General features: G+C 65.6%; 22 protein-coding genes. 14 read left to right on the top strand and 8 right to left on the bottom strand.

Annotation, left to right across the window (positions count from 1 at the left end; all coding sequences use genetic code 11):
* Positions 1-43: 43 nt before the first annotated feature.
* Positions 44-646 (bottom strand): DNA-3-methyladenine glycosylase, encoded by a 603-nt coding sequence (locus I6F09_RS20510; protein WP_036028025.1) that lies wholly within the window; start codon positions 644-646, stop codon positions 44-46.
* Positions 647-776: 130 nt separating this feature from the next.
* Here I6F09_RS20510 and lipA point away from each other — a divergent pair, with 130 nt between their 5' ends.
* The 3 genes from lipA to I6F09_RS20525 all read left to right on the top strand — a co-directional run bounded on the left by lipA (position 777) and on the right by I6F09_RS20525 (position 3,149).
* Positions 777-1,733 (top strand): lipoyl synthase, encoded by a 957-nt coding sequence (lipA, locus tag I6F09_RS20515; RefSeq protein ID WP_109143787.1) that lies wholly within the window; start codon positions 777-779, stop codon positions 1,731-1,733.
* 6 nt (positions 1,734-1,739) lie between these two features.
* A complete protein-coding gene (locus I6F09_RS20520; RefSeq protein WP_027542754.1) occupies positions 1,740-2,210 on the top strand; it encodes a type II toxin-antitoxin system RatA family toxin in 471 nt (156 codons plus the stop codon).
* Between the two features lie 156 nt (positions 2,211-2,366).
* The gene (locus I6F09_RS20525; RefSeq protein WP_225112864.1) at positions 2,367-3,149 is read left to right on the top strand and encodes a mechanosensitive ion channel domain-containing protein; all 783 of its coding nucleotides are present in this window, start codon (positions 2,367-2,369) and stop codon (positions 3,147-3,149) included.
* Positions 3,150-3,155: 6 nt separating this feature from the next.
* Here the strand turns inward: I6F09_RS20525 and I6F09_RS20530 are convergent, their stop codons facing one another.
* Both I6F09_RS20530 and I6F09_RS20535 read right to left on the bottom strand, forming a co-directional pair.
* Positions 3,156-3,764, bottom strand: coding sequence for a CinA family protein (locus I6F09_RS20530; protein ID WP_035999375.1), 609 nt, complete (start codon positions 3,762-3,764; stop codon positions 3,156-3,158).
* A 3-nt stretch (positions 3,765-3,767) separates the two neighbouring features.
* Positions 3,768-4,949 (bottom strand): bifunctional 2-C-methyl-D-erythritol 4-phosphate cytidylyltransferase/2-C-methyl-D-erythritol 2,4-cyclodiphosphate synthase, encoded by a 1,182-nt coding sequence (locus I6F09_RS20535; RefSeq protein WP_035999374.1) that lies wholly within the window; start codon positions 4,947-4,949, stop codon positions 3,768-3,770.
* Positions 4,950-5,226: 277 nt separating this feature from the next.
* On the opposite strand from I6F09_RS20535, the gene dusB reads away from it, so the two are divergent.
* From dusB to ntrC, 3 genes are read left to right on the top strand one after another with little or no spacing between them, the layout of a single operon-like run.
* Entirely contained in the window at positions 5,227-6,228 is a 1,002-nt protein-coding gene (gene dusB, locus I6F09_RS20540) for a tRNA dihydrouridine synthase DusB (RefSeq protein WP_085968735.1), read from the top strand.
* The gene (locus I6F09_RS20545; protein ID WP_035999469.1) at positions 6,225-7,400 is read left to right on the top strand and encodes a nitrogen regulation protein NR(II); all 1,176 of its coding nucleotides are present in this window, start codon (positions 6,225-6,227) and stop codon (positions 7,398-7,400) included. Before dusB ends, I6F09_RS20545 begins: the two co-directional genes overlap by 4 nt.
* 9 nt (positions 7,401-7,409) lie before the next feature.
* Entirely contained in the window at positions 7,410-8,852 is a 1,443-nt protein-coding gene (ntrC, locus tag I6F09_RS20550) for a nitrogen regulation protein NR(I) (RefSeq protein WP_035999368.1), read from the top strand.
* Positions 8,853-9,041: 189 nt separating this feature from the next.
* Here the strand turns inward: ntrC and I6F09_RS20555 are convergent, their stop codons facing one another.
* On the bottom strand, positions 9,042-9,188 hold the full coding sequence (locus tag I6F09_RS20555) for a hypothetical protein (RefSeq protein ID WP_167361662.1): 147 nt from the start codon (positions 9,186-9,188) through the stop codon (positions 9,042-9,044).
* 173 nt (positions 9,189-9,361) lie between these two features.
* Between I6F09_RS20555 and I6F09_RS20560 the strand changes: the two genes are divergently transcribed.
* The 4 genes from I6F09_RS20560 (at position 9,362) to hflX (ending at position 15,050) form a co-directional block, all read left to right on the top strand.
* Positions 9,362-11,770: a PAS domain-containing sensor histidine kinase gene (locus I6F09_RS20560; RefSeq protein WP_225188891.1), complete on the top strand. Its 2,409-nt coding sequence runs from the start codon at positions 9,362-9,364 to the stop codon at positions 11,768-11,770.
* Positions 11,771-11,787: 17 nt separating this feature from the next.
* Entirely contained in the window at positions 11,788-13,158 is a 1,371-nt protein-coding gene (locus I6F09_RS20565; RefSeq protein WP_036039494.1) for a sigma-54 dependent transcriptional regulator, read from the top strand.
* 249 nt (positions 13,159-13,407) lie between these two features.
* Entirely contained in the window at positions 13,408-13,656 is a 249-nt protein-coding gene (gene hfq, locus I6F09_RS20570; protein WP_007591126.1) for an RNA chaperone Hfq, read from the top strand.
* Between the two features lie 11 nt (positions 13,657-13,667).
* The gene (hflX, locus tag I6F09_RS20575; RefSeq protein WP_225188892.1) at positions 13,668-15,050 is read left to right on the top strand and encodes a GTPase HflX; all 1,383 of its coding nucleotides are present in this window, start codon (positions 13,668-13,670) and stop codon (positions 15,048-15,050) included.
* Between the two features lie 18 nt (positions 15,051-15,068).
* On the opposite strand, the gene mazG is transcribed toward hflX, so the two are convergent.
* A complete protein-coding gene (gene mazG / locus I6F09_RS20580) occupies positions 15,069-15,914 on the bottom strand; it encodes a nucleoside triphosphate pyrophosphohydrolase (RefSeq protein ID WP_225188893.1) in 846 nt (281 codons plus the stop codon).
* Positions 15,915-16,041: 127 nt separating this feature from the next.
* Here mazG and queC point away from each other — a divergent pair, with 127 nt between their 5' ends.
* Complete coding sequence (gene queC, locus I6F09_RS20585; RefSeq protein ID WP_036028030.1) at positions 16,042-16,755, top strand: 7-cyano-7-deazaguanine synthase QueC; 714 nt, start codon at positions 16,042-16,044, stop codon at positions 16,753-16,755.
* Between the two features lie 110 nt (positions 16,756-16,865).
* Here queC and I6F09_RS20590 read toward each other — a convergent pair whose 3' ends face one another.
* Genes I6F09_RS20590 through nthA form a run of 3 tightly spaced genes read right to left on the bottom strand, consistent with a single transcriptional unit; the run spans position 16,866 to position 18,531 of the window.
* Positions 16,866-17,243: a nitrile hydratase accessory protein gene (locus I6F09_RS20590; RefSeq protein WP_036028031.1), complete on the bottom strand. Its 378-nt coding sequence runs from the start codon at positions 17,241-17,243 to the stop codon at positions 16,866-16,868.
* A complete protein-coding gene (gene nthB, locus I6F09_RS20595; protein ID WP_057029182.1) occupies positions 17,243-17,902 on the bottom strand; it encodes a nitrile hydratase subunit beta in 660 nt (219 codons plus the stop codon). The genes I6F09_RS20590 and nthB overlap by 1 nt, the downstream gene beginning before the upstream one ends.
* Positions 17,899-18,531 carry a nitrile hydratase subunit alpha gene (gene nthA / locus I6F09_RS20600; RefSeq protein WP_035999337.1) on the bottom strand — a complete coding sequence of 211 codons (633 nt, stop codon included), beginning with the start codon at positions 18,529-18,531 and terminating at the stop codon, positions 17,899-17,901. Before nthA ends, nthB begins: the two co-directional genes overlap by 4 nt.
* Before the next feature lie 118 nt (positions 18,532-18,649).
* On the opposite strand from nthA, the gene I6F09_RS20605 reads away from it, so the two are divergent.
* From I6F09_RS20605 to I6F09_RS20615, 3 genes are all read left to right on the top strand, one after another.
* The gene (locus tag I6F09_RS20605) at positions 18,650-19,456 is read left to right on the top strand and encodes an enoyl-CoA hydratase/isomerase family protein (RefSeq protein ID WP_225188894.1); all 807 of its coding nucleotides are present in this window, start codon (positions 18,650-18,652) and stop codon (positions 19,454-19,456) included.
* Between the two features lie 225 nt (positions 19,457-19,681).
* Complete coding sequence (locus tag I6F09_RS20610; RefSeq protein WP_225188895.1) at positions 19,682-20,821, top strand: methionine ABC transporter ATP-binding protein; 1,140 nt, start codon at positions 19,682-19,684, stop codon at positions 20,819-20,821.
* Entirely contained in the window at positions 20,811-21,476 is a 666-nt protein-coding gene (locus tag I6F09_RS20615) for a methionine ABC transporter permease (protein ID WP_057029183.1), read from the top strand. The genes I6F09_RS20610 and I6F09_RS20615 overlap by 11 nt, the downstream gene beginning before the upstream one ends.
* The last annotated feature ends 2 nt before the right edge of the window (positions 21,477-21,478 follow it).

A 21,478-nucleotide genomic window follows, 5' to 3' on the forward strand; every position in this document is an offset into this window, starting at 1 on the left:
AACAATAACCTAAAGCGCGATGATGATTCATCGCGCTTTAGGCCTATTTCGGAAACGGCTTGCTCAAAAACTTCGAGCCCCTGACGCCGTAGCGCCAGGGCAGCTCGACCGCCTTGGTGATGCCGATGCGGATGCCGGTTGCGACCTCGACATCCTCGGTTCGCGCATGCAGCGCGATGGGAGGCCGGTCCAGCGGCAGGGCGTTGTGCGCGATGGTGATGCCGAGCGCCTCGGTCAGCTTGCCAGGGCCCGAGCACAGCGCACGCACCTCCTGCAGATGCCGGCGTCGGCGCATCGCAGCCAGGCCATGCGTCGGCTCCAGCGCACGGATCAACACGGCGCTGGCCGAGCCTTCCTCCTCGCAGACGAAGTTGACGCACCAATGAATGCCGTAGGAGCGGTAGACATAGGCAAAGCCAGGTGGGCCAAACATGACCTGGTTCCGCTGCGTCGGCCCGCGATAGGAGTGCGCCGCCGGGTCGGTATGGTGATAGGCCTCGACCTCGACGATGATCCCGCCGACGCCGTCGACGAGCATGGTGGCGCCGATCAGGTCGGGCGCGACCTCATGGACGCTGCGTCCGAAGAAGGCGCGCTTCAGGGGCTTGCCGAGCCGCGGTGGTGAAGCGTTCGAGATTGGAGCCATTCGAGGTGAGAATCGCCTGAGAACAGAGCAAGATATTGCCCATATCTGCCATGTTCCCTGAAGCGGGGCGAGCCGGGTTGCGATGCCAGGCCAGACCGACTAGGTAGGACCTGAACAGACCGGACACCCCATGGTCGTTATTGTCGATACCATCTCGAACCCGCTGCGCCCGCGCCACCCCGAAAAGGTGAATCGGCCCGATTCCGCTTCGCCGCCGAAGCCGGACTGGATCCGCGTGCGCGCGCCGAACACCCGCGGCTATGCCGATACCCGCAACATCGTGCGCGCCAACGGCCTGCATACGGTGTGCGAGGAAGCGGGCTGCCCGAACATCGGCGAGTGCTGGGACAAGAAGCACGCGACCTTCATGATCATGGGTGACACCTGCACCCGGGCCTGCGCCTTCTGCAACGTCAAGACCGGCTTGCCGAATGCACTGGATGCGGCCGAGCCGCAGAACGTCGCCGAGGCCGTGGCGAAGCTGGGCCTCGCCCACGTCGTCATCACCTCGGTCGACCGCGACGACCTCACTGACGGCGGTGCCGAGCATTTCGCTCGGACTATCCGCGCGATCAGGGCCGCGTGTCCCTCGACGACGATCGAGATCCTGACGCCCGACTTCCTGCGCAAGGAGGGGGCGCTCGAAATCGTCGTCGCGGCGAAGCCCGATGTCTTCAACCACAATCTCGAGACGGTGCCGTCGCGTTATCTCACGGTCCGGCCCGGCGCGCGCTACTTCCATTCGATCCGGCTGCTGCAGCGGGTCAAGGAGCTCGATCCCACCATCTTCACCAAGTCCGGCATCATGGTCGGCCTCGGCGAAGAGCGCCACGAGGTGCAGCAGGTGATGGACGATCTGCGCTCGGCCGACGTCGACTTCCTGACCATCGGGCAATATCTGCAGCCGACCCGCAAGCATCACGCGGTGATGCGCTACGTGCCGCCGGACGAGTTCTCGTCCTACGAAAAGATCGCCTACACCAAGGGCTTCCTGATGGTGTCGGCAAGCCCGCTCACCCGCTCGTCGCATCATGCCGGCGAGGATTTCGCGAGACTGAAGGCTGCGCGGGCAGCTCACGCCCGCTGACGTACCATGCATCGAGTTTCGAGCAAGCACCGTGTCAACCACAGCGCGTCCGAGATGTTTGATCTGGTCGCCGATGTCGAGCGCTACCCGGAATTCGTGCCGCTGTGCAGCGCGCTGAAGGTGCGCCAGCGCATGGCGAAACCCGACGGCACCGAGGTGCTGGTCGCCGACATGACGGTGTCGTTCAAGCTGGTCAAGGAATCCTTCACCAGCCGCGTGACGCTCGACCGCGCCAATCTGAAGATCCTGGTCGAATATCTGCAAGGTCCGTTCAGGAATCTGGAAAACCGTTGGACGTTCGAGCCCAAGGGCGAGGGCGTCTGCGACGTCGGCTTCTTCCTCGCCTACGAATTCAAGAGCCGCATGCTGGCGATGCTGATGGGCTCGATGTTCGATGCCGCCTTCGCGCGGTTCTCGACCGCGTTCGAGAAACGGGCGGACGCGATCTACGGCCGGCCGAAGCTGGCGTCGACGTAGTCGCGATCAGCACTGCTCTCTCCACCGCTCGCAATGACAATGGAGCGGCGGGCGTGCCCTCCCAATCCAACATCGCTCCGTGTTCCCCATCAGCATCCACCGGGATCATTTCGTATCGCGGCGCGTTCTCAACCGACTGACCGGGTTGGAGCCGCCATGACCATCAACTTCGACACGTTGAAAGCATCGCTTGTCCTGTATGGCCTGAACGCGATCTACGCGGTCCTGCTGCTCGCGGTCGGCTGGTATCTGTCCGGCGCGATGCAGCGCTTCGTCACGCGCGTTCTCAGCGTGACGCATCGCGTCGACCCGCTGGTGACGCTGTTCGTGGGCAGCCTTGCGCGCTATGGCGTGCTCGCGGTCGTCGGCATCGCCGTGCTGCAGCTGTTCGGCATCCAGACGGCGAGCCTCGTTGCCGTGCTGGGTGCGACCTCGCTCGCCATTGGTCTTGCCTTGCAGGGCACGCTGTCCAATCTCGCCGCCGGCGTGATGCTGCTCTTGTTCCGGCCATTTCACATCGGCGATGATGTCGAGGTCGCCGGCAAGGCGGGCAAGGTGAGGTCGCTGTCGCTGTTCATGACCGAGCTAGTCGCGCCCGACAACACGCAGATCCTGTTGCCGAACGGACAGGTCTGGGGCGCGGCCATCATCAACCACAGCGCCTATCCTGGCACGGGCGAGATCAAGGTGACGTTTCCGGTCCCCGCCGGCGCCGCTCCGGCGCTGGCCGATCGCATCCTGAAGGAGCTTCGCAAGGATTCCCGCATCGACGATCAGGCGCAACCTGCCGTCTCCGTCAGCAAGGTCCTCGATGTCGCCAATCCCGCCGCGCCGATCCTGGAATTGACGGTTAGCGCCAAGGCGAAACCGTCTGAAGCTGGCGCGGTCAAGCAGTGCGTGCTCGATCATGCGAGCGCGCTGCTTGCCACGGCCGCCTGAGACGATTTATCCCCGCGGCGGACGTGGCGGCCTGCGTTTCACCACATGCCGGCGCGGTGAGCGCGTCACACGCGGGCGCAGGCGGCTGGCGGCGGTGCGCTGCGGCTTGGCCGCGACTTGCGGGCCCCGGGCCAGATCCATCAGCATGCGCAAAGCCTCTACAACGGAACGGGCGCGCACCGCGCTGCGGCCGATGGCGCCGAAGCGGTGCTCGCGGTGGATGATGCGGCCGTCGCGCGCGGCGGCGGCGAAGTGCACGAGACCGACCGGCTTGCCGGGCGTGGCGCCGCCCGGGCCGGCGATGCCGGTGATGGCGACCGCGAGATCGACATCGGCGCGCTCAAGCGCACCGATTGCCATTGCGGTCGCGGTCTCCTTGCTTACGGCACCGAAATTGGCCAGCGTGCTCGCCTCGACGCCAAGCATCGCGCGCTTGGCCTCGTTGGAATAGGTGACGAAGCCGCGGTCGATGACGTCGGACGAGCCGGGAATGTCGGTCAGTGCGCCCGCAACCAGGCCGCCGGTGCAGGATTCAGCGGTCGCGATCGTCAGCTTGCGCATCCGGCACAGATCGAGCAGCGAGCGGGAGAGGGCGCGTGCGTCGCTGCCGCCCATGGCCTAGACGCCCCAGGGAAGGCGGATGGTGGCGCTCGCGGTCGCCGCGATGCCTTCCTCGCGGCCGGTGAAGCCGAGCCGCTCGCTGGTGGTCGCCTTCACTGCGATGCGCGAGATGTCGACGCCGGAGATCTCGGCGATGCGCGCGCGCATGGTGTCGCGCAACGGGCCGATCTTCGGCCGCTCGCAGATCAGCGTCACCTCGAGGTTGGCGACGCGGCCGCCGCGCGCTGCGACGCGCTCGATGGCATATTTCAGGAACTGGTCGGAGGAGGCGCCCTTCCACTTCGCATCGCTCGGCGGGAAGTGCGAGCCGATGTCGCCGTCGGCGAGAGCGCCGAGAATGGCGTCGACCAGCGCATGCAGGCCGACATCGCCGTCGGAATGAGCCAGGAAACCCTTGGTGTGCGGCACGCGCACGCCGCAGATCATGACATGGTCGCCTTCGCCGAAGGCGTGCACGTCGTAGCCGGTGCCGGTCCTGATGTCGCCGAGCTGGGCGGCCAGGCGCGCTTCCTCGCGCACGAAATCCTCGGGAGTTGTGAGCTTCATGTTGGCAACATCGCCTTCAAAGGTTGCAACCGTCAATCCCGCCCATTCGGCAATCGCGGCATCGTCGGTGAAATCCGAGCGTCCATCCCTTGCCGCACGACGATGCGCCTCGAGGATGACGTCGAAACGAAAGGATTGCGGCGTCTGTGCGATCCGCAAGGAAGCGCGCTCCGGCGTGGCCTCGACGTTGCCGCTTTCGCCGGTGACCTTGATGGTGTCGGTGACGGCAACGGTGGGGATCGCAGCGCCGGTGCGGCTCGCCGCCTCGATCGCGCGCGAGATCACGCCTTCCGAGACGAAGGGGCGCGCGGCGTCGTGGATCAGCACGATGTCCGGATTGTGCTTGGCCAGCGCTTCGAGGCCGGCGAGCACCGAAGCCTGCCGCGTCGCGCCGCCATTGGTCGGTGGCTCGTGCCTGAGCCCTGCGACCGCTGCGGTGAACATGGCGCTGTCGTCGGGGTTCACCACCGGCTGCACCGCGAACACCTCAGTGTGACCGCTGAAGGCTTCCATGGCGCGGCGGATCACGGGCACGCCGCCGATCTCGCGATATTGCTTCGGCCCGCCGGCGCCGGCGCGCAGTCCACGCCCGGCTGCGACGAGGACGACCGCGGTGCGCTGTGATTTCGCCATAGGACTCAAATACTCAATTGCTAATGAAAGAGCAGGGGGTGATTTGCCGGCATGCCTCTAGCACGGCAGGCCCGCAAAAAAAGGGGGTTTCCCCGGATTGTGGGAAACAGCATTTTGCTGCACTGCACTTGAAAGATCTACAGAACTGTCTAAACTGTAGGCATGACGCTTGACTGCACAAGAATTGTGCGCAAGATAGATCATGGCAGGCGCGATGAGGCCCTGCCCAGTCAACGGGACCCCTGTGACCGGCTCGGCAGTATCAGGCTCTAAGCCGTTGAAAATAGGCGATATTGAAGTCGCCACCCCGGTCTTCCTGGCGCCGATGTCGGGTGTGACTGACTCGCCCGTCCGCCGGCTGGCCGCCGAGCTTGGGGCTGGTCTCGTTGTGTCTGAAATGACCGCGAGCGATGAGCTCGCCAATGGCCACCGGATGTCCCGGTTGCGCTGCGAAGCCACTGGCATCGGCCCGCATGTGGTCCAGCTCGCCGGCTGCGAGATGCATTGGATGGCCGAAGGCGCCCGGATCGCCGAAGCGGAAGGCGCCGATATCATCGACATCAACATGGGCTGTCCCGCCCGACACGTCACCGGCGGCCAGTCCGGCTCGGCCTTGATGCGCGACCTCGACCATGCCGTCAGCCTGATCGAAGCGACGATCGCGGCGGTGAAGGTGCCGGTGACGCTGAAGATGCGCCTCGGTTGGGACGACCGCAGCCGCAACGCGCCGGAGCTGGCGCGACGTGCCGAGGCCGCCGGAATCAAGCTCGTCACCGTGCACGGCCGCACCCGCTGCCAGTTCTACAAGGGCGAGGCCGATTGGGATGCGATCCGCGCCGTGCGCGAGGCCACCTCCCTTCCGCTCGTCGTCAACGGCGACATCACCTCCTACGAGAAGGCGCTGGCGGCATTGGACGCCTCGGGCGCCGACGCCGTGATGATCGGCCGCGGCGCGCAGGGCCAGCCCTGGCTGCCGGGCCAGATCGGCCGCCGTCTGAACGGCGGGGCCGAGGAAGCCGTGCCCTCGCTCCAGACGCAGCTGCATTATGTCCGCACGCTCTATGACGGCGTTTGTGCGCTCTATGGCCTGCGCATCGGACTGAGGCACGCCCGCAAGCATCTGGGCTGGGCGCTCGACGTCGCAGCGCAGGCGAGCCGTGCGCCGGCCGAGAAGCTGAAATCCTGGCGGCAGAAGATCCTGGTCTCGGAGGATCCGCGCCTCGTTCACGATGCACTGCAAGACGCCTTCGACGACTTCGCATGGAGCGCTGCTGCATGAGTTCAGCCGCTGAACATCGTCGGCCGCTTCAGTCCGACAGCGACGCAATCCTGGATGCTTTGCCCAACCCCGTGCTCATGATCGGGCCCGACGGCAAGATCGTCGCCGCCAACATCGCCACCGAGGCCTTCTTCGAGATCTCCACGCAATTCCTGAAGCGGCAGTCGCTAAAGGAGCTGGTGCCGTTCGGCAGCCCGTTGCTGGCGCTGATCGACCAAGTGCGCTCCTCGAACGCGCCGGTCAACGAATACAAGGTCGATCTCGGCACGCCGCGCATGGGCGGCGACCGCCAGGTCGACCTGCACGTGGCTCCACTCACCGAGCGGCCCGGCCATATCGTCGTGATGCTGCAGGAGCGCACCATCGCCGACAAGATGGATCGGCAGCTCACCCATCGCAGCGCAGCGCGCTCGGTGATAGCGCTAGCAGCAATGCTCGCGCATGAAATCAAGAATCCGCTTTCGGGCATTCGCGGCGCAGCGCAGCTGCTCGAGCAGCAGGCCTCGTCCGAGGACCGCATGCTGACGCGGCTGATCTGCGACGAGGCCGACCGCATCGTGACGCTGGTCGACCGCATGGAGGTGTTCGGCGACGAGCGCCCCGTGGTGCGCGGCCCCGTCAACATCCATTCGGTGCTCGATCACGTCAAGCGGCTGGCGCAGTCGGGCTTTGCCCGCAACATCCGCTTCGTCGAGGATTACGATCCCTCGCTGCCGCCGGTGCTGGCGAACCAGGACCAGCTGATCCAGGTGTTCCTCAATCTCGTGAAGAACGCCGCCGAAGCGCTGATCGACGTGCCCGATGCCGAGATCCAGCTCACCACCGCGTTCCGACCCGGTGTGCGCCTGTCAGTCCCCGGTCAAAAATCGCGGGTATCCCTTCCGCTCGAATTCTGCGTGAAGGACAACGGACCCGGCGTGCCCGACGATCTTCTGCCCAACCTGTTCGATCCCTTCGTGACCACCAAGCAGACCGGCTCGGGTCTCGGCCTTGCGCTGGTCGCCAAGATCGTCGGCGATCACGGGGGCATCATCGAATGCGAATCTCAGCCGCGCAAGACCACCTTCCGCGTGCTGATGCCGATGTATTCCACATCGGTCAAACACGCCGATCAAAGCAGTCGCGACGGCTCTGCCGGGAAGTCGTCGCCTGCGTCACAGGGGGCAAAATGAGGATCAACGATGCCCGCAGGTAGCATTCTCGTAGCCGATGACGATACCGCCATCCGCACCGTTCTTAATCAGGCACTGTCCCGCGCCGGTTACGAAGTGCGGCTGACCGGCAATGCCGCAACGCTGTGGCGTTGGGTCAGCCAGGGCGAGGGCGATCTCGTCATCACCGATGTGGTGATGCCGGACGAAAACGCCTTCGACCTGTTGCCGCGGATCAAGAAGATGCGGCCGAACCTGCCCGTCATCGTCATGAGCGCGCAGAACACCTTCATGACGGCGATCCGCGCCTCCGAGCGCGGGGCTTACGAATATCTGCCAAAGCCCTTCGACCTGAAGGAACTGATCGCCATCGTCGGCCGCGCGCTCGCCGAGCCGAAGGAGCGGACCTCGTCGCCGGACGAGGACGCCGAGATGGAGGCGATCCCGCTGGTCGGCCGCTCGCCGGCGATGCAGGAAATCTACCGCGTACTGGCGCGCTTGATGCAGACCGATCTCACCGTGATGATCACGGGTGAGTCCGGAACCGGCAAGGAACTGGTGGCGCGAGCGCTGCACGATTACGGCAAGCGCCGCAACGGCCCCTTTGTCGCGGTCAACATGGCGGCGATCCCGCGCGATCTCATCGAGTCCGAATTGTTCGGCCACGAGCGCGGTGCCTTTACCGGCGCCAACACCCGCGCCTCCGGCCGGTTCGAGCAGGCCGAGGGCGGCACGCTGTTCCTCGACGAGATCGGCGACATGCCGATGGAGGCGCAGACCCGCCTGCTGCGCGTGCTGCAGCAGGGCGAATACACCACCGTCGGCGGCCGTACCCCGATCAAGACCGACGTGCGCATCGTCGCGGCGTCCAACAAGGACCTGCGCGTGCTGATCCAACAGGGCCTGTTCCGCGAAGACCTGTTCTTCCGCCTCAACGTCGTCCCGCTGCGGCTGCCGCCCTTGCGCGAGCGCATCGAGGACCTGCCGGATCTCGTGCGGCACTTCTTCACGCTGGCCGAGAAGGACGGTCTGCCGCCGAAGAAGCTCGACACGCTGGCGCTGGAGCGGCTGAAGCAGCACCGCTGGCCCGGCAACGTGCGCGAGTTGGAAAACCTCGCCCGGCGGCTCGCCGCGCTCTATCCGCAGGACGTGATCACGTCCTCCGTCATCGACGGCGAACTCGCGCCGCCCTCGGTCAGCCCGGGGGCTGCGGTCCAGCAGGGGGTCGACAATCTCGGCGGCGCCGTGGAGGCGTATCTGTCCTCGCACTTCCAGGGCTTCCCGAACGGCGTGCCGCCGCCAGGCCTCTATCACCGCATCCTCAAGGAGATCGAGGTGCCGCTGCTCACGGCCGCGCTCGCCGCCACCCGTGGCAACCAGATCCGCGCTGCGGACCTGCTCGGCCTCAACCGCAACACGCTGCGGAAGAAGATCCGGGACCTCGACATCCAGGTGTATCGGAGCGGGGGCTGACTTTCTTGCGACGAACGCCAAACGCGCTAGCGCGGACCGGTGGCTCAGCTCCCCCTACCAAGGCAGAGCTGAGCCTGTCCGGATCGCGCTGGCCGTTGTGGCTGACGCGGTGAGCACAAGTCCTGACGGGACTCTAATGTTCCGCCCGCACATTCAAATTGGTCGTCGGCCGCAGCGCGGCCATTGCGCCTATCTGACCAGTCCGCCGGAGGCTGGCACCACGCTCGCGACATTCAGCGGCGGCTGCTGAAGGCCGAGGCCGTTGACCAGGAGGTCGGCGGCCACGATCAGCAGCAGAACGGCCGAAACCATCGTCGCGAGAAAGATCCTATCCATGCGGATTAAGCCGGGACGGCGGGAATCCGTTCCGCCCAGGCGGCATGTGCCTGTGGATTGCGCGAGTCCGCCAGGGCGAACACGCCGCGGAATTGTCGCAATTCGGCAACAATGTGGTACGAATACATCAGTATCCGCGCGTCCGCGGACCCGTTTTCAGCATCATTGCCGGAATGACCAGCGCAGATACCTCGGCCGCACACTTTGACACGGCCCCAGCGGAAGAGCCCCGGCGCTGGTCGGTGCGACGCTGGCTGGCGCCCTTTGCCGTCGCGCTGGCGCTGCTGTCGGCCTTCCTGACCTTCCTGGTCCTGACGGGTCTGAGCACGATCGAGCCGACGCCCGGGGTGGTCCGCACATTCTATCTGATCAATGCCGCCACGATCCTGCTGCTGGTCGGGATCATTGTCCGGGAACTCTGGCAGCTGATCCTGGCGCGGCGGCGGGGCAGGGCGGCGGCGCGTCTCCACGTCCAGATCGTCAGCCTGTTCTCGATCGTGGCGGTGCTGCCGGCGGTGCTGGTCGCCGTCGTCGCCAACGTCACCATCGAGCGCGGCCTCGACCGGCTGTTCTCCGGGCCGACCAAGGAGGTGATCCAGAACTCGCTGACGATCGCGCGGGCCTACATGCAGGACCATGCGCAGCTGATCCGCGGCGACATTCTCGGCATGGCCAACGACATCGCCCATGCCCGGCCGCTCTACGACCAGGACCGCCGCTCGTTCCGCGAGATGCTGACGGCGAGCGCCGCGTCGCGCAACCTGCCGGGCGCGATGATCATTGACAAGAACACCAACATCCTGGAGTCCGCCGACACCGGCATGCGGCTCGCTTATTCGCCGCCCGCGCCGGACTTTCTCAGCAACGTCAACGAGAACGAGCCCGAGATCGCGGTCCTTCCCGATGCGAGCTTCGTTGCTGCGGTGATCCGCCTGCGCGCCTTCAACGACACCTTTCTCTATGTCGCCAGGCCGCTTGATCCGAATGTCGTCAATCAGCTCAAGCAGACCGAGGTCAGCGTCGCCGAATACGCCCAGATCGAATCGCGCCGGCTCGGTATCCAGGTCGCCTTCGCGCTGATGTTCGCGGTGATCGCGCTGACCATCCTCATGGCTTCGGTGCTGATCGGTCTCAACTTCGCCAACTCGCTGGTCTCGCCGATCCGGCGGCTGATGAACGCGGCACATACAGTTTCGACCGGCGACCTGCACGTCCAGGTGCCGGTGCACCAGTCGGAGGGCGACCTCGCCCAGCTGGGCGAGACCTTCAACAAGATGACGCAGGAATTGCGCAGCCAGCGCGACGAGCTGGTCAATGCCAGCGATCTCATCGACAGCCGCCGCCGCTTCATCGAGGCGGTGCTGTCGTCCGCGAGCGCCGGCATCATCGGCGTCGACGCGTCCGGCAGCGTCGGCATCCTCAACCGCTCCGCAGAGAAACTGATCGGGCACTCCGAAGCCGAGACGCTCGGCCATCCGCTCTCCGACGTGCTGCCCGAGCTCGACGAGATGATGAAGACGGCGCGGGAAGGGACCCAGCGCCTGGTGCAGGGCCAGATCACGATCACCCGTGACGGCACCGAGCGCAACCTGTCGGTCCGCGTCAGCGCCGAGAAGAACCAGCCGCACGACAGCTATATCATCACGCTCGACGACATCACCGAGCTGGTCTCGGCGCAGCGTACCTCGGCCTGGGGCGACGTGGCGCGCCGCATTGCGCATGAGATCAAGAACCCGCTGACGCCGATCCAGCTCTCGGCCGAGCGCATCCGCCGCAAGTTCGGCAAGGACATCACCGAGACCAAGGACAAGCAGATCTTCGACCAGTGCACCGATACCATCGTCCGCCAGGTCGACGACATCAGGCGCATGGTCGACGAGTTCTCGCGCTTTGCGCGGATGCCGAAGCCCGTGATGGAAGGCGAGGACGTCGCCGACACGGTGCGCCAGGCCGTGTTCCTGATGAAGGTCGCCCATCCCGAAATCGACATCGAGGCCGAGTTCAGGCAGGATCCGCTGCGCGCCCAGTTCGATCGGCGCCTGATCTCGCAGGCGGTCACCAACATCGTCAAGAACGCCACCGAGGCGATCGAGCAGGTCCCGCCCGAGGAGCTCGGCAAGGGGCGTATCGACGTCGTGGTGTCGCGCGAGGGCGACGACGTGCTGATCGACGTCATCGACAACGGCATCGGCCTGCCCAAGGTCGCGCGCTCGCGTCTGCTCGAGCCCTACGTTACCACGCGTGCCAAGGGCACCGGGCTGGGGCTTGCGATCGTCGGGCGCGTGCTGGAAGACCATGGCGGGCGGATCGAGCTGAAGGACGCCTCCGACTTCCGCCCAGGCCAGCGCGGCGCCTGGATGCGCATGCGCTTTGCCGTGTCGGGGCAACCCGCGAAGTCCGCGACAACAGAGCAAGTGCCGACGGTCAACGGTGCGACTGGGACAACCTCCAAGCCCGACATCACGCAAACGGCGACGGAATCCGTCGCGACCCAGGCAACAAAAGAGCCGGCCGCCGGAACCAAAGAGCCGGCTGAAAAGACCAATGATTCAACCAAAATCGAAGCCTCAACAGGCAGCTGACAAGACAGGCGCGATCCATGGCAAGTGAAATTCTGATTGTCGATGACGAAGCCGATATTCGCGATCTCGTTGCAGGCATTCTCGAAGACGAGGGGTTCGTCACCAGGACCGCGCGTGACAGCGACACGGCGCTCGCCGAGATCGCCAATCGCAGGCCGCATCTGGTGTTTCTCGACATCTGGCTGCAAGGCTCCAAGCTCGACGGCCTGCAGCTCCTGGAGCAGGTCAAGAAGGACAATGCCGATCTGCCCGTCGTGATGATCTCCGGCCACGGCAACATCGAGACCGCGGTCGCCGCGATCAAGCGCGGCGCCTACGACTTCATCGAGAAGCCGTTCAAGGCCGACCGCCTCATCCTGGTCGCGACCAGAGCGCTGGAGAACTCGCGGCTGAAGCGCGAGGTCAAGGAGCTGAAGCAGCTCGCCCCGAGCGCCAGCCAGCTCGTCGGCCGCTCGCCCAGCATGAACCAGCTGCGCCAGACCATCGAGCGGGCGGCCAAGGCCAACAGCCGCATCCTGATCGTCGGCCCCGCCGGCGCCGGCAAGGAGCTGACCGCGCGCACGCTGCATACCGCTTCGGGCCGCGCCGACGGTCCGTTCGTCGTCATCAACGCCGCCGCGATCACGCCCGAGCGAATGGAGCATGAGCTGTTTGGCGTCGAGCAGTCCAATGGCGAGCAGCCGCGCAAGCCCGGCGCGCTCGAAGAGGCGCATGGCGGCACGCTGTTCATCGACGAGATCGCGGACATGCCGCGCGAGACCCAGAACAAGATCCTGCGCGTGCTGGTGGAGCAGTCGTTCCAGCGCGTCGGCGGCACCGCCAAGGTGCAGGTCGACGTGCGCATCATCTCATCGACCGCACGCAATCTCGAGGAGGAGATCGCAGCCGGCCGTTTCCGCGAGGACCTCTACCACCGGCTCTCGGTGGTGCCGATCCGCGTGCCCGCACTGTCGGAGCGGCGCGAGGACATTCCGGAACTGATCGACTATTTCATGGAGCAGATCTCGGCCGGCAGCGGCCTGCCCAAGCGCCAGATCGGTCAGGACGCGATGGCGGTGCTGCAATCGCATGTCTGGCCCGGCAATGTGCGCCAGCTCCGCAACAACGTTGAAAGAGTCATGATTCTGGCCGCCGGCGGGCCGGAAGTCATCATCACCGCCGACATGCTGCCGCAGGATGTCGGCTCGATGGTGCCGGCGATGCCGACCAGCAACAATGGCGAGCACATCATGGGCCTGCCGCTGCGCGAAGCACGCGAGGTGTTCGAGCGCGACTATTTGATTGCACAGATCAGCCGTTTCTCAGGAAATATTTCTCGAACGGCCGAGTTCGTTGGCATGGAACGCTCGGCCTTGCACCGGAAGTTGAAAGCGCTCGGCGTCGGCTAATGCTGCGACGCTGCGCCGGCATCTCGGGAATAGGCAAAGAAAATCATCGATTTCCGTAATTTTTCGGGGCAATAGGGCCACGCCTGCCGCTTCAAGCGGCTTGCCTAATATCCCGACCTGTCCTCTAATCGAACCGCTGTTCCTTCCGAGGGGGATCTCATGAAGGACGGCAACCGGAGGAGGCCCCGAACTCCACAAAGAGGGCCGCATTCGGCGCAATAAAAAGAAACTCAAAGCGAGAAAAAAACAATGGCGGCAGACCGCGCACAAAACCTACAGGACACCTTCCTTAATCACGTTCGCAAAACCAAGACGCCACTGACGATCTTTCTGGTCAACGGAGTGAAGCTCCAGGGCATCGTGACCTGGTTCGACAATTTCTGTTTGCTGCTTCGGCGCGACGGTCATTCGCAGCTGGTCTACAAGCATGCGATCTCGACCATCATGCCGGGCGCTCCGATTCAGTTGTTCGAAGGCGGCGAGGACCAGCCGGCTTGAGAGTGACCTGATTGGAACCCCGGAATTTCGACGGGGATGCCGACCGTCCGCGGTCGGCAGGGGCTACGCAGACGGGGCGGGTGCTTGTCATCGGCCCCTACTTGCGCGTGCGCGCGGGCAGCGCCGACGTGCAATCGGTGACTCATGCCTTGCGCGATACCGAGGCCCGGCTCGATGAAGCCGCGGGCCTCGCGCGGGCGATTGATCTCGTCATTGCCGACGCCATCGTCGCGCCGGTCTCCCAGATCCGGCCTGCGACCTATATCGGCAAGGGCAAGGTCGAGGAGATCGCCGGGCTGATCAAGAACCTCGAGGTCGAGCTCGTGGTGATGGATTGCGCATTGTCGCCGATCCAGCAGCGCAATCTCGAAAAGGAATGGCATGCCAAGGTGCTCGACCGCACCGGGCTCATTCTCGAAATCTTCGGCCGCCGCGCCAAGACCCGGGAAGGCTCGCTGCAGGTCGAGCTTGCGCATCTCAACTACCAGCGTTCGCGCCTGGTGCGCTCCTGGACCCATCTCGAACGCCAGCGCGGCGGTTTCGGCTTCATGGGCGGCCCCGGCGAGACGCAGATCGAGGCCGACCGCCGCCTGATCCAGGAGCGCATCTCCAAGCTGGAGAGCGAGCTGAAAAAGGTGCAGGCGACGCGGCGTCTGCATCGCGCCGGCCGTCAACGCGTGCCGTATCGTGTCGTCGCGCTGGTCGGCTACACCAATGCCGGCAAGTCGACGCTGTTCAATCGCCTGACCCGCGCCGACGTGCAGGCGGCCGACATGCTGTTTGCGACGCTCGATCCCACCTTGCGGGCGCTCAACCTGCCGCATGGCGGCAAGGCGATGCTCTCGGATACCGTCGGCTTCATCTCCAACCTGCCGACGCAGCTCGTCGCCGCCTTCCGCGCCACGCTGGAGGAGGTGCTGGAAGCCGATGTCATCCTGCATGTCCGCGACATCTCGCATGAAGACGCCGAAGCGCAGCAGAGCGACGTCGATGCGGTGCTGCGCCAGCTCGGCATCAACCCGGACGATTCCGGCCGCATCATCGAGGTCTGGAACAAGATCGATCGTTTCGACCCCGAGCAACGCGAAGAGCTGCTCAACATCGCCGCGCGCAGGCCGGAGGATCATCCGGCGATGCTGGTCTCAGCCGTGTCGGGCGAGGGCGTCGATGCTCTGCTCGCCGCGATCGAGCAGCGGCTCGCGGCGAAACGGACCACGCTCGATCTCTCCATCGACGCCGCCGACGGCGCCGGCATCAGCTGGCTGCATCGCAACGCCGAGGTGCTGTCGAAGGAGCTCCACGACGGCCGCTTCGACATGACCGTGCGGGTGGACGAGACCAAGCGGGACATCGTGGTGAACAGGTTCGACGCCGTGCCACATCTGCCGGCGTGAGGCCGGCGCGCATCTGGACTACGCGGTTCGCGTCTCCGAAGTCACCTTCGTCTCCACTTTCGCTGCATTCCACAGCGCGTCCATCTCCGCCAGCGAGGCCTGCTCGAGCGTCCGGCCCTGCGCCTCCAGTGCCCGCTCGATATAGGCAAAGCGCCGCTCGAATTTTGCATTCGTCGCGCGGAGCGCAGCCTCCGGATCGGCATCGACATGGCGGGCGAGGTTGACGAGGGCGAACATCAGGTCGCCGGTCTCTTCCGCAATCTCCTGCTTGTCGTTGCGGTCCAATGCCGCCTCGATCTCGTCGACCTCCTCGCGGATCTTGTGCAGCACCGCGCGCGGGTCGTTCCAGTCGAAGCCGACGGTGGAGGCCTTGCGCTGCAGCTCCATCGCGCGGGTCAAAGCGGGCTGGCCGGCCTTCACGCCCGAGAGCAGCGACTTGTGCGTCGGCGCCTCCTCCGGCGGCCGGCGCGCGGCGCGTTCGGCTTTCTCCTCCGCTTTGATGCGGTCCCAGACTTCCTTGACATGGGAGGAGGCGAGATTGCCGTCCTTGTCGGCGAAGACGTGGGGATGGCGGCGGATCATCTTGCGGGTGATGGCCAGGACCACGTCACCAAAATTGAACGCGTTCTGCTCAGAAGCCATCTGGGCGTGGAACACCACCTGGAGCAGGAGATCGCCAAGCTCCTCTCTGAGATCGTCGAGATCGCCGCGGGTGATGGCGTCGACCACCTCATAGGCTTCCTCGATCGTGTAGGGCGCGATCGTCAAAAAATCCTGCTCGAGGTCCCAGGGGCAGCCGGTCACCGGCGTGCGCAGCGCCGCCATGATCTCGATCAGGCGGGAAATGTCGCGGGAAGGGGTCATTGCCGGGCAGTCTCCTGGGATACAGAGCCTTATGCCAAAAGCGGGCCCCCGATCCCAGCGCAAGGCGGCGGAACTGGCCGATTTCCACCGATTGGCGGGCAAGTCGTGCGATGCTAAAGCGCGGGCCATGAGTGATGCATTTTCCTCACAAACCGCGCTGGTGCTGTTCTCCGGCGGCCAGGATTCCACCACCTGCCTCGCCTGGGCGCTGAGCCGCTTCGCGCGTGTGGAGACGCTGGGGTTCGACTACGGCCAGCGCCACGCCATCGAGCTTGCCTGCCGCGACCGCCTGCTCGACGGCATCAAGGGCCTGCGCGCCGATTGGGCCGCAAGGCTCGGCGAGAGCCACACGCTGTCGATCCCGACGCTGGCGGCGGTGTCCGAGACGGCGCTGACCCGCGACGTTGCGATCGCGATGGGTGCGGACGGTCTGCCGAACACCTTCGTGCCGGGCCGCAACCTCGTGTTCCTGACCTTCGCCGCGGCGCTGGCCTACCGGCGCGGCATCAGCCACATCGTCGGCGGCATGTGCGAGACCGATTATTCCGGCTATCCCGATTGCCGTGACGAGACCGTCCGCGCCATGCAGGCCGCGCTGTCGCTCGGCATGGCCAGGCAGTTCGAGCTGCACACGCCCTTGATGTGGATCGACAAGGCCGCGACCTGGAAGCTCGCCCATGACCTCGGCGGCGCCGGGCTGGTCGATCTCATCCGCGAGCAGTCGCACACCTGCTATCTCGGCGAACGCGGCGCACGGCACGATTGGGGCTACGGCTGCGGCGAGTGCCCGGCCTGCAGTTTGCGGGCGAAGGGGTGGAACGAGTACGTGGCGGGACGGTAGCTCGCTCTGTCGTCATTGCCAGCAGCCCTTGCGACGAAGAAATCGAGACTGCCACCGCGGAGGGATTCTGGATTGCTTCGCTGCGCTCGCAATGACGACGGAGCAATCAGCTAGCCAAAATCCTCTGGCCTGAGCTCGATCGGCTTGCCGTGTGGCGTGCGATCCGCGGCGTGGTCCCACGCATTCCGATAGCGGTGCAGCGTCTCCATCGAGGCGACTCCCTTACGCGCCACGAGGCCCTCCAGCGTGGCGAGCCAGTGCAGATAGTAGGTCTCGCCGGTATCAGGGTCGCCGGCGGCCTGGGCGCGCTTGATCTCGTCTGCGAGTGCTGCGGCCCATTCCGGCCAGGTGAATACGCCGCGCTCGTGCAGGCTCAAGGCCATCGCGAAGGCATGCGCCTCCCAGGGCGCTCGGAACACCGGGCCGTCGTCGTCGCACGGAATGCTCGGGATCGCCGCCGTCGCGGCGGCCGCAAGCGCGCTGCTCATCACGCCGGATCCAGATAGGGCTCGAATGCGTCGATCGAGACCTTCAGCGTGGGATCGCCGTCCTCGCCCCAGAGGTCGCGGCCCTCGAACACCACGGTATAGAGCCATTGCGGGTTCTCGCCGCGCTCCATCGCCGCCGTGTCAGGAAACACGTGGCAGCCGTGGTTCAGCTCGACCACGCCGACATGGCCACGGACATAGCGCGGCAGCCGCGTGTGCGTGGCTGGATGAATATTCCTGGCGCGGACGCGATCGCCGATGTTGAATTTCGCCGGAGCCGGGGCAGGGCGGCCGAACTTGCCGCGCACCATCACGCGCTCGACATTGGCGCGGTCGAACTTGCCGTGCTTGAGCGCCTTTGCAGGCTGCATCGCATGGCCGGCAGCGACCTCCTCGCGGGTGAGATAGCCCTTGTCGATCAGCATCTCCTCGAGCCCGAGAAACCATTTCTTGTAATAGGAGCTCGACAGATACACGTGCGGCGGCAAGGTCTCGCGATAGAAGCGCGAGGTGTCGATGTTGAAGGCGCCGGCCGCGCCCATCGCGCGCACCATGGCCAGCACGCGCGACTCCCATTCCTCGTGGAACATCGGCTCGTTCGGCTCAGGCTCGACCTTGCCGAACCCGTCCATGCCGCCCATGTCGTGCACGCCGTTCACGACGGTGCTCCCGGCGTTTTGGGGAAACCGGTGCCGATCATGGAATCGCGCGTCACGAGCTCGGCAAGCTGCTCTTCGCTCCAGCCCTCCGTGCCTGCGGGCCGCATCGGCAGCACCAGGAAGCGCGTCTCGGCGGTGGAATCCCACACCCGGATCTCCGTATCCTTCGGCAGCGCGACCCCGAAATCGGCGAGCACGCCGCGCGGATCCTTCACCGCGCGGGAGCGGTAGGGCGCGGCCTTGTACCAGACCGGCGGCAGCCCGAGCATTTCCCAGGGGTAGCAGGAGCACAGTGTGCACACGACCATGTTGTGCCGCTCGGGCGTGTTCTCGACCACGACGAGATGATCGCCGACGCGGCTGACATGGCCGAGCGTGCCGATCGCCTTGGAGCCGTCCTGCAGCAGCGCGGTCTTGAACGCCGGATCGGTCCAGGCCTTGGCGACCACGCGCGCGCCATTGTGCGGACCGATCTTGGTCTCATAGGCCTGGATGATGGCATCGAGCGCAGCCGGCTCGACATAGCCTTTTTCGGTCAGGATCGTCTCGAGCGCGCGCACGCGCAGCTCGGTCTCGGACAGCTCGGAATGATCGTGATCGTGGTGATGATGGTCGTGATCTTGGCTCATGCGGCGGAAGATAGGCGCAATGGCTAGGGGCTGTCGAGGGCTCGTTGCAGTGCAGTCCTGGCACGTATGCGTGAGGGCAGTTGTGCGCTAGCATCCCGCAAACATCGTGGAGATGATGGTGACCGACTACGTGAAGATCGAGAAGGGTCTCGGGCCGGAGGGGCGGATCGCGGTCGTGCGCTTCGACCGCGGCGACGGCATCAACGCGCTCTCGCCGGAGGCGCTGCGCCAGCTCACGGCGGCCGCGCGCAGCTTCGAGGACGATGCAGCGACCTCGGTCGTTGTGCTGACCGGCAGCTCGGGCGCCTTCAGCGCCGGCTTCGATCTCAAGGACGCCGAGGGACGCTCGCGCAAGGAGATGGACCTCGGCGCGCTGCGGCGGCACCTCAAGCTCGGGCCGCGCCTGACGCACGCCTGGCAAGAGATGGAGCAGATCACCATCGCCGCGATCGAAGGCTTTTGCGTCGGCGGCGGCGTTGCCCTCGCGGTGGCGCTCGATTTCCGGGTGATGGGGCGCGATGCGCATCTGCGCGTGCCCGAGATCGGGCTCGGCATGAACATGAGTTGGCAGAGCATCCCGCGCATGCTGCATCTGATCGGGCCGGCCCGCACCAAGCAGGCGGTGATCCTGGCCGACCAGCGTATCAGCGCGGACGAGGCCTATGAATGGGGGCTCGTCGAGCAGGTGGCGGATCCCGGCCATGCGCTCGATGCCGCCATGGAGCTTGCCCGCAAGGTTGCCGCGCAGCCGCCGCTGTCCGTCGCCATGACCAAGCTGACCGTCAACCGGCTCGCGCATGCGCTGGACGACCTTGCGAGCCACATGGATGTCGATCAGTTCGCGCTCGCCAGCCTCAGCGAGGACCACAAGGAGGGCGTCGAGGCGTTCCTGACGCGCCGCAAGCCGCGGTTCCGGGGTTGGTGATCACAGCGCCGATAGTCGGCGGATAATCTTCTCCGCCAGGAGGCGATCGGGAAAACTTCGTCCAAGTCCTCCCAAATATCTGAGATTGCAAGGAAGACCAGAAAGAGCGAAGGTGCGTGCTGCGGTGCAGCGCGCTCGATTGAGCCCTCGTCGCCATTCTCACCCCGTCGCAGACGCGACCGGTTCCCGTGTGCTTTGGGCATCTGGGTGACCGAGCTATTGCGCATGAAGGCCGCCTCCATGAACGCCCACCAATCGCTCGCGATCGGACGACCGATCGAAACGCTCGAAGCGATTTTACCCGCTCCGGCCGAGCCGGACGCGATGGTTCGTTTCACCGGCATTTCGAAGACCTATCCGGCCTATCGCGGCAAGCCCGGCGTCAACGCGCTGCAAGACATCGACTTCGCCATTCCGCGCGGCTCCATCACCGGCGTGATCGGCCGCTCTGGCGCCGGCAAGTCGAGCCTGGTCCGGCTCATCAACGGCCTGGAGAAGCCGACCACGGGCCGTGTGATCGTCGACGGCCGCGATATCTCGGCCTTGGCCGGCCGCGAGCTGCGGCTGGCGCAGCGCTCGATCGGCATGATCTTCCAGCATTTCAACCTGCTGTCCTCGCGCACCGCGGCCGACAACATCGCGCTGCCGCTGGAGATCGCCGGTTGGACCAAGACCGACATCAAGGCCCGCGTCGCCGAGCTGCTCGCGCTGGTCGGCATCGCCGACAAGCACGACCGCTATCCTTCCGAACTGTCCGGCGGCCAGAAGCAGCGCGTCGGCATCGCCCGCGCGCTGGCGACGCGGCCGAGCGTGCTGCTGTCGGACGAGGCGACCTCGGCACTCGATCCGCAGACCACGCGCGCGATCCTCGATCTGCTTGCGAACATCAACCGCGAGCTCGGCGTGACCATCGTGCTGATCACGCATGAGATGTCCGTGGTGCGCCAGCTCGCCAAGGAGGTGGTGGTATTGGACGCCGGCCGCGTCGTCGAGAGTGGCCACGTCGCCGACATCTTCACGCATCCAAAACATCCGATCACGCAGTCCTTCCTGGCCGAGGTGATCGGCGACAGCCTGCCGGTCTCGCTGGCGAGCCGAATCGTTTCGACGCAGCCTGCCGGCGGGCAGGCCGTGATCCGGATCCAGGTGCACGGGGCAGGGGCCGGCGATACCGTGGTGGCCCGCCTCGCGCGTGAGCTAGCCCTCGACGTGTCGCTGCTGTCGGCGCGCATCGACGAGATTGGCGGCCAGCATGTCGGCTCGCTGACGCTCGGAATTCCCGGCGGCGAGGACGCGGTGACGCGGACGCTCGCCTGGCTCTCTCGATATCAATTCTCGGCGGAGCGTCTCGGCTATGTCGCCTGAACTCATCAACCTGATCGTCCAGGCTACCTTCGAAAGCCTGTACATGGTCGGCATCGCGGCGCTGCTCGGCACCGCGTTCGGCCTGCCGCTCGGCGTGTTCCTGGCCACCAGCCGCAAAGGCGAGCTGTTCGCGGCGCCCATCGTCAATCGCGTGCTCGGCATCGTCGTCAATGCGACGCGCTCGACGCCCTTCATCATCCTCGTCGTCGCCATCATCCCGTTCACGCGCCTCGTTGCCGGCACCTCGATCGGCTCGACCGCCGCTATCGTGCCGCTGACCATCGCCTCGACGCCGTTCATCGCGCGCCTCGTCGAGGCTGCGATCCGCGAGGTCGACGGCGGCCTGATCGAGACTGCGTCCTCGTTCGGCGCTTCGCCCCTTCAGATCGTGCTCAAGGTCCTGATCCCGGAGGCGCTGCCCGGCCTGCTGCTGGCGCTGACGCTCGCGGTGGTCAGCCTGCTCGGCTATTCCGCGATGGTCGGCGCAGTCGGCGGCGGCGGCCTTGGCGATCTCGGCATCCGCTACGGCTACCAGCGCTTCATGCCGGAGATGATGCTGGCCGTCGTGGTCGTGCTGATCGCACTGGTGCAGATAGTCCAGAGCGCCGGCGATTACCTGGCGCGCCGGGTCAACCGCCGGCTGCGGCATCGCTGAAT

The organism is Bradyrhizobium sp. IC3195 (assembly GCF_020193585.1).
GTDB classification, from domain to species: domain Bacteria; phylum Pseudomonadota; class Alphaproteobacteria; order Rhizobiales; family Xanthobacteraceae; genus Bradyrhizobium; species Bradyrhizobium yuanmingense.

Bases quoted from the DNA above. Each gene is read 5' to 3' on its own strand.
- I6F09_RS20590 (WP_036028031.1), bottom strand. From the start codon at position 17,243: ATGAGCAGCGCGCTTGCGGCCGCCGCGACGGCGGCGATCCCGAGCATT.
- I6F09_RS20530 (WP_035999375.1), bottom strand. From the start codon at position 3,764: ATGGGCGGCAGCGACGCACGCGCCCTCTCCCGCTCGCTGCTCGATCTG.
- I6F09_RS20555 (WP_167361662.1), bottom strand. From the start codon at position 9,188: ATGGATAGGATCTTTCTCGCGACGATGGTTTCGGCCGTTCTGCTGCTG.
- mazG (WP_225188893.1), bottom strand. From the start codon at position 15,914: ATGACCCCTTCCCGCGACATTTCCCGCCTGATCGAGATCATGGCGGCG.
- lipA (WP_109143787.1), top strand. From the start codon at position 777: ATGGTCGTTATTGTCGATACCATCTCGAACCCGCTGCGCCCGCGCCAC.
- I6F09_RS20615 (WP_057029183.1), top strand. From the start codon at position 20,811: ATGTCGCCTGAACTCATCAACCTGATCGTCCAGGCTACCTTCGAAAGC.
- nthA (WP_035999337.1), bottom strand. From the start codon at position 18,531: ATGAGCCAAGATCACGACCATCATCACCACGATCACGATCATTCCGAG.
- I6F09_RS20535 (WP_035999374.1), bottom strand. From the start codon at position 4,949: ATGGCGAAATCACAGCGCACCGCGGTCGTCCTCGTCGCAGCCGGGCGT.
- I6F09_RS20510 (WP_036028025.1), bottom strand. From the start codon at position 646: ATGGCTCCAATCTCGAACGCTTCACCACCGCGGCTCGGCAAGCCCCTG.
- I6F09_RS20520 (WP_027542754.1), top strand. From the start codon at position 1,740: ATGCATCGAGTTTCGAGCAAGCACCGTGTCAACCACAGCGCGTCCGAG.
- I6F09_RS20525 (WP_225112864.1), top strand. From the start codon at position 2,367: ATGACCATCAACTTCGACACGTTGAAAGCATCGCTTGTCCTGTATGGC.
- I6F09_RS20565 (WP_036039494.1), top strand. From the start codon at position 11,788: ATGGCAAGTGAAATTCTGATTGTCGATGACGAAGCCGATATTCGCGAT.
- queC (WP_036028030.1), top strand. From the start codon at position 16,042: ATGAGTGATGCATTTTCCTCACAAACCGCGCTGGTGCTGTTCTCCGGC.
- hfq (WP_007591126.1), top strand. From the start codon at position 13,408: ATGGCGGCAGACCGCGCACAAAACCTACAGGACACCTTCCTTAATCAC.
- I6F09_RS20545 (WP_035999469.1), top strand. From the start codon at position 6,225: ATGAGTTCAGCCGCTGAACATCGTCGGCCGCTTCAGTCCGACAGCGAC.
- I6F09_RS20560 (WP_225188891.1), top strand. From the start codon at position 9,362: ATGACCAGCGCAGATACCTCGGCCGCACACTTTGACACGGCCCCAGCG.
- I6F09_RS20610 (WP_225188895.1), top strand. From the start codon at position 19,682: ATGAAGGCCGCCTCCATGAACGCCCACCAATCGCTCGCGATCGGACGA.
- ntrC (WP_035999368.1), top strand. From the start codon at position 7,410: ATGCCCGCAGGTAGCATTCTCGTAGCCGATGACGATACCGCCATCCGC.